Source organism: Yersinia vastinensis (assembly GCF_044905075.1).
GTDB lineage: Bacteria > Pseudomonadota > Gammaproteobacteria > Enterobacterales > Enterobacteriaceae > Yersinia > Yersinia vastinensis.
Genome location: NZ_CP173260.1, coordinates 2,329,469 through 2,341,659, shown reverse-complemented (window position 1 = coordinate 2,341,659; position 12,191 = coordinate 2,329,469). Strand labels below are relative to the sequence as shown.

Below are 12,191 nucleotides of genomic sequence, written 5' to 3'. Positions count from 1 at the left end.
GTTAATTCACGGTTGTAAGGAGACTCTATGGCAAAGTATCAGAATATTCTGGTGGCTATTGACCCCAATCAGGATGATCAGCCTGCATTAAGACGTGCAGTTTATCTTGTGCAGCGCAATGGCGGCACAATTAAAGCATTTTTAGCTATTTATGACTTGTCCTATGACATGACCACCCTGCTATCTCCTGATGAGCGTACGGCTATGCGCAAAGGGGTTATCAGCCAGCGTTCAGCATGGATAGGCGAACAGTGTCGGTTTTACCTTGATGCTGGCGTCCCTATAGAAATAAAAGTGGTGTGGCACAACAAACCCTACGAAGCTATTATTCAGGAAGTGTTGAAGTTCAAGCACGATTTGCTGCTGAAAATGGCACATCAACACGATCGTCTAGAATCTATTATTTTCACACCAACTGATTGGCATCTATTACGTAAATGTCCGTGCCCGGTTTGGATGGTTAAAGACCAACCTTGGCCGGAGGGCGGGACAGCATTGGTCGCAGTCAACCTCTCTAGCGAAGACCCATTACATGACCCACTTAATTTACGCCTAGTGAAAGAAACCCAAGAGTTGGCCGAACATGTTAACCAAACTCAAGTTCACTTGATTAGCGCCTATCCAGTAACTCCGATTAATATCGCCATTGAATTGCCTGATTTTGACCCGAGCGTTTATAACGATGCTATTCGTGGTCAGCATTTGGTGGCCATGAAAGCATTACGTCAGCAGTTTGGTATTGATGAAAAATTCACCCATGTGGAGAAAGGGTTACCTGAAGAGGTTATTCCCGATCTGGCTGAGCACTTACGTGCGGGAGTGGTGGTTCTGGGGACATTGGGCCGCACTGGATTATCTGCCGCCTTTATTGGTAACACGACAGAACATGTGATCGACCATCTAAAATGTGATTTGTTGGCAATTAAGCCGGAAGGATTCACATGTCCAATTGAAAGTGATGAAGATCAAGAGGATGTAGAGTAACCGCCCTTTCACTTGATGTTCATGTTTACTCCAAAAAAGAAGGGCCACATCAGTGGCCCTTTTCAGTTATCGCGTTAACGATTACAACGCGCGTAAAATAGCTTCAACGCTATCTTTCGCATCGCCAAACAACATCTGAGTATTGTCTTTGAAGAATAACGGATTCTGCACGCCAGCATAGCCGGTGTTCATTGAGCGTTTAAAAGCGATAACGCTTTGCGCTTTCCACACTTCCAACACTGGCATCCCTGCAATCGGGCTACGCGGATCTTCAAGCGCGGCTGGGTTGACAGTATCGTTGGCACCAATCACCAACACGACATCAGTACTTGGGAAATCATCATTGATTTCGTCCATTTCCAGCACCACGTCGTAGGGTACTTTTGCTTCAGCCAATAACACGTTCATATGACCAGGCAAGCGCCCCGCTACCGGGTGAATACCAAAGCGAACTTTGACCCCACGAGCTTGTAATTTTGCAGTGATTTCCGCCACCGGATACTGTGCTTGCGCTACCGCCATACCATAGCCAGGGGTGATAATAACTGAACTTGAGTTTTTCAACAGCTCGGCCACTTCCTCCGCAGTAGTTTCGCGGTATTCACCCATCTCTTCAGCATCACCGGTAGAAGAACCGTCAGTACCAAAGCCGCCAGCGATAACGCTGATAAATGAGCGGTTCATCGCTTTACACATGATGTACGACAGAATGGCACCGGAAGAACCGACTAATGCCCCGGTGACGATCAACAGGTCGTTGCTCAACATAAAACCAGCGGCGGCTGCAGCCCAACCAGAGTATGAGTTCAGCATCGAAACCACAACCGGCATGTCTGCACCGCCAATAGACGCCACCAGATGCCAGCCGAAGCCCAGCGCAATTAACGTCATCAATAACAGTGCGACCACTTGAAGGGCCACGCTGTCGGTTTTGACGAACAGAATCATCAGCAGGAATGAAACAATCAGCGCGACCAAATTCAACTTATGGCGTTGTGGCAACATCAGCGGCTTGGATGAAATAATTCCGCGTAATTTACCGAAGGCAACAATAGAGCCAGTAAATGTTACCGCACCGATAAAGATACCGAGGAACACCTCTGTCAGGTGGATATTCACCATCACGGCATCCATGACTTCAGAGCCATGATCCAGATAGCTGTTAAAGCCAACCAGGACTGCCGCCAAGCCCACGAAGCTGTGCAGAATCGCCACCAACTCTGGCATTTCAGTCATTTCGACTTTCTTCGCCAGATAAATACCAATTGCCCCACCAATCACCATGGCAATGATAATCCAGGCAACGTTACCTGAGTCAGGCCCCAGAATGGTCGCAATAAGTGCGATGGCCATACCGGTGATACCGAAAGTATTACCTTGTTTGGATGTTTCGTGGCGCGACAGCCCAGCCAAACTGAAAATAAATAAAATCGCAGCAACTATGTACGCAGCTGTAACGAGACCACTAGACATCAGTTACCCCTTCATTTTTGTATGACATTGTTTTTATCAACATTTTTATATAAACCTAGTTTTATATAAGCTTAATTTTTACGGAACATTTTCAGCATGCGCTGGGTGACGGTAAAGCCACCAAAAATGTTGATACTGGCGATCAGCACGGCAATAAAGGATAAGAAGCTCACCCAGCCGCCATGACCAATCTGCAACAATGCACCAACCACAATAATACCTGAAATGGCGTTAGTTACTGACATCAAAGGGGTATGCAGTGCATGACTGACATTCCACACGACGTAGTATCCAACCACACACGCCAATGCAAAAACCGTAAAGTGGGATAAAAACTCTTTCGGAGCAACATTCGCTAACCAACCAAACAACACAATCGCCAGTGCCATAATGATATATTTCGGCCACGGCGATGATGGTTTAGCCTCTTCTTTCACCAGTGGTGCAGCTTTAGCCGCTTGAGGTTGTGCTGATACTTGAATAGGTGGTGCAGGCCAAGTAATTTCACCGGTTTTCACTACGGTAACGCCACGAATCACGGTATCTTCGAAATCAATATCAATCTCGCCATTTTTCTCTTTGCAGAGTAATTTCAGCAAGTTAACCAGGTTCGTACCATAAAGCTGGGAGGATTGAGTTGGTAAACGGCTTGGTAAGTCAGTGTAGCCGATGATTTTCACGCCATTCTCTGTGACTGTGACTTTATCAGCAACGGTGAGTTCACAGTTCCCTCCGGTTTGCGCGGCTAAATCGACAATCACGCTACCTGATTTCATTGATGCCACCATCTCTTTGGTGATCAAACGTGGCGCAGGTTTGCCAGGAATCAATGCCGTTGTGACGATAATATCGACTTCAGCCGCTTGCGCTGCAAACAGTTCCATCTCGGCTTTGATGAAAGCTTCAGACATCACTTTTGCGTAGCCATCACCGCTGCCTGCTTCCTCTTCAAAATCGAGTTCAAGGAATTCAGCGCCCATACTTTGGACTTGTTCTTTTACTTCCGGACGGGTGTCAAAAGCACGAACAATCGCCCCTAGACTCCCCGCGGCACCGATGGCAGCCAGCCCGGCGACACCAGCCCCGATGATCACCACTTTTGCCGGTGGCACTTTACCTGCGGCAGTAATTTGCCCGGTGAAGAAACGGCCAAATTCATGTGCGGCTTCAACAATGGCGCGATAACCTGCAATGTTAGCCATTGAGCTAAGTGCATCCATGGATTGCGCACGCGAGATACGTGGTACAGAATCCATTGCTAATACAGTGACTTGACGCTCTGCCAGCTTTTGCAGTAATTCAGGGTTCTGAGCCGGCCAGATAAAGCTGACTAAAGTGCTCCCCGCACGCATCAGAGCAATTTCATCCTCAAGGGGGGAATTCACTTTGAGAATAAGATCGGATTGCCACACATCGGTGGTATCCGTAATGGTGGCACCCGCTTCCTGGTACGCCGCATCGTCAAAACTGGCTAAATGGCCAGCTCCGCTTTCAATCGCCACGGTGAAGCCTAATTTCAGCAATTGTTCCACCGTTTTCGGCGTTGCTGCAACACGGGCTTCATTGGCCAACCGCTCTCTTGGTACACCAATACGCATAATGTTCCCTTTTTACCTGTCTTTGATGATGAGTATTGTCATCCTGCCTATATACCCTACAATTTCAATTATTCTAGGGTGAGTCTCGGTTCTACCGAGCCACGGGCAAAACCTGCTTCGCTATAGCTCCCTATAACCTACTGAAAATGTGACCGATGATCCATATCTGTGTGTGCTGCAAATGCAGTTTTTGCACTAAAACTGGCAAGCGGAAAGAACTCTGTATAATTCACTATAAAAATATTATTTACTAGCGGCTTGTCCTGCAACTTTGCGCCAAAATAATGAGCGTTATCAAAATCACGCAACTCAGTAACGGCGCGGTTTCAGGTTAGCAAAATGTAAATAATCCGCACTTATGACGTTAAAGCTATTATTCGTAAAGCTTATTACCATTCTTAATGTAAAGTAACTCTAGGCTAAACTTCATAATTCACATGCTAAGTCATATAAATTGCGGAGACACTCGCCATTATTACATGTAATAATCATCTGCTAGTCTGTTACACATCAATTGTTCCGCACGTATCAACGTTAATGCGCAAGGCGAAAGGATTTTTTATGAAGCTGAAATACACGATCATCGCATCGGCATTGCTATCACTCACCGCGCTTTCTGCTGCACAAGCGGCAAAAGAACTCGCACCAGAGCAAGCAGCAGCCATCAAGCCCTTTGATCGCATTACTATTACTGGCCGGTTTAATGCAATCAATGAAGCAGCTGATGCGGTATCCCGCCGTGCTGACAAATTAGGCGCCGACTCCTTCTATATCCAAGATATCAACAGCAACAACAATGGCGGCAACTGGCGTGTAACGGCCGATGTTTATCATAATGATGCACCGGAAGTGAGCAAAGATACCCAGTATCGCGTCTTTAATGGTGTTAAAGAATTACCTAAGACTGAAGCCTACACCCTGCAACCTTATGACACCGTGTCTGTCAGTGGTTTCTTCCGTAGCCAGCCTGATATCAGTGAAGCTATCTCCAAAGCGGCCAAAGAGAAAGGTGCATACTCTTTCTTCATCGTTCGTCAGGTAGATGCAAACCAAGGTGGCAATCAGTTTGTGACGGCTTATATCTATAAAGAAGACGCCGCTAAACGTGTAGTACAAAGCCCAGATGTTATCCCTGCTGATTCTGATGCAGGTCGTGCGGCTCTTGCCGCCGGTGGCGCAGCCGCGGCTAACGTAGAAATTCCAGGTGTTGCTTCTTCCGGCACACCAAGTGCTGATGTTGGCCGTTTCTTTGAGACCCAATCATCAACAGGTAAGCGTTACACTGTAACTCTGCCTGATGGTACTCAAATTCAGGAATTGAATAACACCACGGCTGCACAGATGGTGCCGTTCGATTCTATTAGCTTTACTGGTCACTACAACAGCATGACGGACGTTTCTCACGAAGTCGCTAAACGTGCCGCGGCGAAAGGTGCGAAGTATTACCATGTGACTCGCCAATGGCAGAACAAAAGTGGCGGTAACTTGAGTGTTAGCGCAGATCTGTTCAAATAAGATTGTTTAAATATTCAGCGTAAGGGCAGCCATGAGCTGCCCTTTTGTTATTGACCCTCATTACAACATCCTTTTACTCATACTGATTGAATAATTTTTTATCTAAATCGCATAACCAATCATTGCATGATTGCCCCTCACTCCGTAAAATCTCCCGAAAATTTTAGGGCTATTATCTGTCAATTCTCGATGAATTAGCCTCATATAATGCTGCTTAATAGCCAGTAGCCACTCATTAATATTCTAAAAACCAGGATTCACAATTGGAAAGAAAACTCGGCCTGACTGCGCTAACTGCGCTGGTTCTTAGCTCAATGCTAGGCGCAGGTGTCTTCAGCTTGCCGCAAAATATGGCTGAAGTTGCCAGCCCGGCGGCATTACTTATTGGCTGGAGTATTACCGGCGTGGGGATTATTTTCCTGGCGTTTGCGATGTTACTACTAACCCGTCTACGCCCGGATCTAGATGGTGGGATATTCACCTATGCCAAAGAGGGATTTGGTGATCTCATCGGGTTTTTCTCCGCCTGGGGCTACTGGTTGTGCGCCGTGATTGCCAATGTCTCTTATTTAGTGATTGTGTTCGCCGCATTGAGCTTCTTTACCGATAAATCGGGCAGCATTATCTTTGGCGAAGGTAATACTTGGCAGGCGCTACTGGGTGCCTCTTTTCTGCTGTGGTTAGTGCATTGCCTAGTATTGCGTGGCGTACAGACTGCCGCCAGCATTAATCTGGCCGCAACGCTGGCAAAACTGCTCCCCATTGGCGGTTTTATTGTTCTGGCGGGGCTTGCTTTCAGCCTCGACACTTTCCGTTTTGATTTCACTGGTATCGCTCTGCACACCCCGGTTTGGCAGCAAGTAAAAGACACGATGCTTATCACTCTTTGGGTCTTTATTGGTGTTGAGGGGGCGGTGGTAGTTTCTGCTAGAGCACGCAATAAAAAAGATGTTGGTCGGGCCACCATGCTGGCGGTGGTTTCTGCTTTGTGCGTTTATCTATTGATTACATTATTGTCGCTCGGTGTGGTACCCCGTGCCGAATTGGCCGACATGCGTAACCCATCGATGGCTGGCATTATGGTTGAGATGATCGGGCCTTGGGGTGAAGTGATTATTGCTACTGGGCTGATTATTTCTGTTTGTGGTGCATATCTTAGCTGGACCATTATGGCCGCTGAAGTCCCGATGGTTGCCGCGAACCATGGTGCATTTCCTAAAATGTTCCGACAGCAAAATAAGCACAATTCCCCAGCAAAATCACTGTGGCTGACAAACAGCGCCGTACAAGTGGCACTGATTCTTATCTGGCTAACAGGCAGCAACTACAATACGTTGCTCACAATTGCATCTGAAATGATTCTAGTGCCTTACTTTTTGGTTGGCGCATTCTTATTCAAGGTAGCGATAAAACGTCAGGACTGGCGGTTAATTGTGGCGGCGAGTGGAGCTTGTCTATATGGCTTGTGGCTGATTTATGCCGCCGGCTTGCTGTATTTGCTGTTATCTGCCCTCTTATATGCGCCGGGTTTATTGGTGTTTATTTATGCACGAAAAGGGCATGAAGGGCTTCGATTACTCAATACTGTGGAACGTGCGGCAATCTGTCTGGTATTAATGGCTACCATTCCAGCAACTTGGCTCGTTATGCATTGAGTGCCCTGGCGCGTTGATGTTAATAATTCTCATGGGCAGGCCGGTTAAACCTGTTTGCCCATACGAGCATGGTCTTAAAATAGCTCATGGTTTTCCGTGCCTAATATATCTACAGATAAACATTCGCCCTTCTGACTTAATCCCATTGAAAGCGGAAATCTTTGCTTAATCTCACCAAGCTGTGCCGTTTCCAAAGGATAAGGTAGCTGAATATCTAACGCAGTTATCCCCTGTTGCTCGGCCAATTTAATCAATCGAATAATATTCGTTTCGTCACTGAGCTGAGTGGATAATACCTGTAATGCCAAGGCAGTAAGCCGCTCTTGGGGGGTGTTCTCTAATTCAGCCTGTGTTTTTACAACCATACCAAAAATGGGCATAACACCATAAATGGCATCAAGAAAACTCCACCGCTTTTTGCACGACGCGGCCAGAAATTCCGTGTAATCGAAGCAGACTTTTTCGCTCTGTGCTGGCACACCAATGTGTTCGCCACTCATCCCTCAGTCCTCAGTTGATCGATACAGCTATTCATTAACCACAGATATTGATATATAAACGATGGACGCAACTAAATAGAGATGACGATATAATCACTTTCATTAATATAATGAAATAATTTGCCCGTTGTCTAGCAATCAGTCATTGGCATTAATGACAAACAGAATAAGTAACATGCATAGTATTGCTGACAACAGCGCGCTATGCTGAATTCCGGCATTTTTAAAAACTGAAAAACATGACCAAAATTGTTTTTGTTGAAGACGACCCGGAGGTCGGGAAACTGATAGCAGCCTATCTTGGCAAACATGACATTGATGTGTTTGTTGAGCCACGTGGTGATACCGCGCAAGCTGTTATTGAACATCAGCAACCTGACTTAGTGTTGCTTGATATCATGCTGCCGGGAAAAGATGGGATGACGCTTTGTCGTGATCTGCGGCCCCGCTATGAAGGCCCGATCGTGCTGTTAACTTCTCTAGACAGTGATATGAACCATATTCTCTCTTTAGAGATGGGCGCGAACGACTATATCCTGAAAACCACCCCGCCGGCGGTATTGTTAGCGCGTTTGCGTTTACATCTACGTCAACATAATCAACAGCAGACCAAAGAAACCATCAGCCCCCCACTCACAGGTCATAACGCAATTCATTTTGGCTTACTGTGCATCGACCCAGTTAATCGACAAGTTAATCTAAGTGATGAAGAGATTACCTTATCAACTTCAGATTTCGATCTGCTGTGGGAACTGGCAACACATGCTGGAGTCATTATGGATCGAGAAGCGCTATTAAAAAACTTGCGTGGTGTCAGTTATGACGGGATGGACCGCAGTATCGATGTCGCAATTTCGCGCTTGCGCCGCAAACTCTATGACAATGCCCTCGAGCCTTTCCGTATCAAGACAGTACGCAATAAAGGCTATCTATTTGCGCCCAATGCTTGGGAGTTTGTGCAGCAATGAGGAAACTATTTATTCAGTTTTTCCTATTGCTATTCGTCTGCTTTTTGGTAATGGCGATGTTGGTCGGACTGGTTTATAAAGTCACAGCCGAACGTGCAGGCCGACAGTCATTAGATGACTTAATGAAAAGTTCGCTATCTCTCATGCGCAGCGAGCTACGTGAAATCCCGCTAAAGGACTGGAACAAAACCATTGCCACATTAGATTTAAATCTTTCTTTTCAATTGCATATTGAGCCACTAGATAAACGAGACCTTGGTGAGCGATTAAATAAACGCCTGCGAGCAGGTGAAATTATCGCTTTAGATGATGAATACACCTTCCTGCAACGGATACCGCGTAGTCACTATGTTCTTGCTGTCGGTCCGGTCCCCTATCTGTTTTATCTACATCAAATGCGTTTGCTTGATCTGGCCTTACTCATTCTGATTGGTATGTCTTTGGCTTTACCTGTATTTCTCTGGATGCGCCCTCATTGGAAAGATTTGCTTAAGTTGGAAAATGCAGCCCAACGCCTAGGGGCTGGGCACCTTGATGAGCGAACACATTTTGATCCTACATCCAGTTTGAGCCGCTTGGGAGTCGCCTTTAATCAGATGGCTGACAACATCAGCACATTGATTGTTAGCAAAAAACTCCTTATTGACGGCATTGCTCATGAGTTGCGGACCCCACTAGTTCGCTTACGTTATCGTTTAGCCATGAGCGATAATCTGACAGAAAGTGAACAACAAGCGTTAAATCATGATATTGGTCAGTTAGAAGCCTTGATTGACGAACTTCTCACCTATGCTCGTCTGGATCGCCCGCAGGTTTCCCTTAATCTGGAACCCATAGATCTACCGGGTTGGTTAACCACGAAAGTTATGGATATGCGCTTGATTCATAGTGAGCGTGAGATTGAACTTGATATCCCTCATCGCGGAGATTTTGGCGCTGTTGACTTGCGTTTAATGGAACGAGTTTTGGATAACCTGGTCAACAATGCGCTACGTTATTCCACTAAACGGCTGCGTATCGGGTTGTGGTTCGATGGTGATAATGCGTGTTTGCAAGTTGAAGATGACGGCCCAGGCATTCCATTGGATGAGCGAACCCGTATTTTTGAACCCTTTGTGCGCCTTGATCCCAGCCGAGATCGTGCAACAGGGGGATGCGGCTTGGGATTAGCGATTGTTCACTCCATCGCACAGGCATATCAAGGGAGTATCTCTGTCGATGCCAGTTCACTGGGAGGAGCCAGCTTCCGATTTTGTTGGCCAGTAAAAACGCTTTATGTGGTATCCACTGACCCAGATAGTGCCAAATAATCTAGTCCTATAAACAGCCACCAATAAAAACACGTTGGCATATCAGATTTTATGGAGTGTTCTATGACGACTGCCTATCAGCACCTGCGCACCACCTTCACTCGCCTTTCTCGCTTCGAGCATTTATCCGCTATTGCGGGATGGGATATGCAGACCATGATGCCAGCAAAAGGGAACCTTGCGCGTTCCGAGGCCATGGCTGAACTGAATGTACTACAACATCAGATTCTAACGGCTAAACAGGTGGGTGAATGGCTCACACAAGCCGAGCAAGAAAGTCTCAACGAGATTGAGCTGGCGAATTTGCGCGAAATGCGTCGTCATTACAATAATTCGGTGTTGCTACCAGAAGCGTTGGTTGAGGCTAAATCACTTGCTGGAGCCAAATGCGAGCATGCCTGGCGTCAACAACGTATCGCCAATGACTGGAACGGATTTGCAGAAAATCTGCGAGAAGTGGTCAAACTCAGTCGCGAAGAAGCATCAATTCGTGCTCGAGCGGCAGGTACCTCCCGCTATGACGCCTTGCTCAACTTATACGAGCCGGGGACAAACAGCGCCGATCTGGATCGTATTTTTGGTGACCTCAAACAATGGCTACCTACATTGCTGCAAAAAGTGACCACCAAACAAGCGAACGAGCCTTGCCTCATACCACAAGGGCCATTTGATGTAGAAAAACAGCGTCAATTAGGTTTGAGTGTCATGAAAGTGCTGGGCTTTGATTTTGACGGCGGGCGTGTTGATGTCAGTGTTCATCCATTCTGCGGCGGTGTGCCTCAAGATGTACGCATCACAACCCGCTATAATGAGCAAGAATTTCTCAGCTCATTAATGGGCATTGTGCATGAAACTGGGCATGCTCGTTATGAACAAAACTTACCGCGTGAATGGTTGGGTCAACCAATATCGCATGCACGCTCAACGGCCATTCACGAATCACAAAGTTTATTGTTTGAGATGCAATTAGCGCGCAGTAAAGAATTTTTGCACGTCATTCGGCCGCAAGTTATACACCAATTTGGGGAGCAGGCAGCCTTCGAGGAAAATAATTTCATTGCGTTAAATCAACGTGTTAAAACCGGCTTTATTCGAGTTGATGCTGATGAGGTCAGTTACCCTGCTCACGTCATTTTGCGCTATGAGATTGAAAAAGCGTTAATAAGTGGCGAGATTGAAGTCGATGATATTCCTACCCTCTGGAATGAAAAAATGCAGCAATACCTCGGAATTAACACCGAAGGTAATTATCGTAATGGATGTATGCAAGACATTCACTGGACAGATGGTGCTTTTGGCTATTTCCCAACCTATACATTAGGTGCCATGTACGCAGCCCAACTCTTCCAAACGGCTCGTAACGCCATCCCAGAATTAGACAAGAATATTGCCAACGGCGACCTGAGTGCCCTATTCACTTGGTTGCAGCAAAATATCTGGCAACATGGCAGCCGTTATTCGACTGCGGAGTTGATCACCAAAGCGACGGGAGAACCGCTTAATCCGCGCTTTTTCCGCCAGCATCTAGAACAACGTTATCTGTAATATTCATCTCAGCCCAAAGTACAATGTAAAATGCTGCCCTCGCCTTGAGTGGCAGTATTTTGCTAGTAAGCCAAAATGTCAGTTTAATTTCAGCTTTGCACGTAATGATAGAGAGCACCTTGTTGGCATAAATACTACTGTATGTTGTAACTAAAAATAGGTTTTTGACAAGTCGCATTGATCACTTGAGCCGTCGATTACTGATAGCAATCAACTCTGTACAATCGGTTACAAGCCGAAACCAATGACTCACGGAAGACATTTATCATTTCCTCTACTCTTTTTACAACGACCCAACGGGGCCGATTGACAAACAGAACACTGAGGAATAAATCATGAAAACAGTATTAGCTCTGATTGTTGCTGCAACTTTGGGGATCTCTTCTGTCGCATTCGCCGCAGATACCGTTGCACCACCTGCCGCACCAATGGCATCTGCGCCAGCAGCCCACAGTGCACCAGCTAAAACTATGCACCATAAAAAAGCTAAAAAATCGATGAAATCCGATTCGATGAAAAAAATGGATAAAGCGGCACCAGTACAGAAAGCTCAAGCCGCCCATAAACACCATAAAAAAGCGACACACAGCAAATCGGCTCCGGCAGCCGTACCTGCCGTAAAATAGCAGTAGCATTTAACGCG

Annotated in this window: 10 protein-coding genes; 7 read left to right on the top strand and 3 right to left on the bottom strand. The window is 46.4% G+C overall.

Annotated elements, in window-relative coordinates:
- Nucleotides 1-27 precede the first annotated feature (27 nt).
- A complete protein-coding gene (uspE, locus tag ACIOG0_RS10980) occupies nt 28-984 on the top strand; it encodes a universal stress protein UspE (protein ID WP_050097650.1) in 957 nt (318 codons plus the stop codon).
- 81 nt (nt 985-1,065) lie between these two features.
- On the opposite strand, the gene pntB is transcribed toward uspE, so the two are convergent.
- The gene (gene pntB / locus ACIOG0_RS10975; RefSeq protein WP_050139554.1) at nt 1,066-2,457 is read right to left on the bottom strand and encodes a Re/Si-specific NAD(P)(+) transhydrogenase subunit beta; all 1,392 of its coding nucleotides are present in this window, start codon (nt 2,455-2,457) and stop codon (nt 1,066-1,068) included.
- A gap of 71 nt (nt 2,458-2,528) precedes the next feature.
- Nucleotides 2,529-4,055, bottom strand: a complete 1,527-nt coding sequence (pntA, locus tag ACIOG0_RS10970) for a Re/Si-specific NAD(P)(+) transhydrogenase subunit alpha (RefSeq protein WP_050097648.1) — start codon at nt 4,053-4,055, stop codon at nt 2,529-2,531.
- Between the two features lie 561 nt (nt 4,056-4,616).
- On the opposite strand from pntA, the gene ydgH reads away from it, so the two are divergent.
- Both ydgH and ACIOG0_RS10960 read left to right on the top strand, forming a co-directional pair.
- A complete protein-coding gene (gene ydgH / locus ACIOG0_RS10965; protein WP_050097646.1) occupies nt 4,617-5,570 on the top strand; it encodes a DUF1471 family protein YdgH in 954 nt (317 codons plus the stop codon).
- Nucleotides 5,571-5,833: 263 nt separating this feature from the next.
- Nucleotides 5,834-7,225 carry an amino acid permease gene (locus tag ACIOG0_RS10960; RefSeq protein WP_128451682.1) on the top strand — a complete coding sequence of 464 codons (1,392 nt, stop codon included), beginning with the start codon at nt 5,834-5,836 and terminating at the stop codon, nt 7,223-7,225.
- Nucleotides 7,226-7,299: 74 nt separating this feature from the next.
- On the opposite strand, the gene ACIOG0_RS10955 is transcribed toward ACIOG0_RS10960, so the two are convergent.
- Nucleotides 7,300-7,725 (bottom strand): hypothetical protein, encoded by a 426-nt coding sequence (locus ACIOG0_RS10955; protein ID WP_050139555.1) that lies wholly within the window; start codon nt 7,723-7,725, stop codon nt 7,300-7,302.
- A 239-nt stretch (nt 7,726-7,964) separates the two neighbouring features.
- On the opposite strand from ACIOG0_RS10955, the gene rstA reads away from it, so the two are divergent.
- From rstA to asr, 4 genes are all read left to right on the top strand, one after another.
- Nucleotides 7,965-8,693, top strand: a complete 729-nt coding sequence (rstA, locus tag ACIOG0_RS10950) for a two-component system response regulator RstA (protein WP_050097643.1) — start codon at nt 7,965-7,967, stop codon at nt 8,691-8,693.
- Nucleotides 8,690-10,003: a two-component system sensor histidine kinase RstB gene (gene rstB / locus ACIOG0_RS10945; protein ID WP_050097642.1), complete on the top strand. Its 1,314-nt coding sequence runs from the start codon at nt 8,690-8,692 to the stop codon at nt 10,001-10,003. Before rstA ends, rstB begins: the two co-directional genes overlap by 4 nt.
- 63 nt (nt 10,004-10,066) lie before the next feature.
- Entirely contained in the window at nt 10,067-11,548 is a 1,482-nt protein-coding gene (locus tag ACIOG0_RS10940) for a carboxypeptidase M32 (protein ID WP_186372044.1), read from the top strand.
- A 335-nt stretch (nt 11,549-11,883) separates the two neighbouring features.
- Complete coding sequence (gene asr, locus ACIOG0_RS10935) at nt 11,884-12,174, top strand: acid resistance repetitive basic protein Asr (protein WP_050097640.1); 291 nt, start codon at nt 11,884-11,886, stop codon at nt 12,172-12,174.
- Nucleotides 12,175-12,191: the final 17 nt, after the last annotated feature.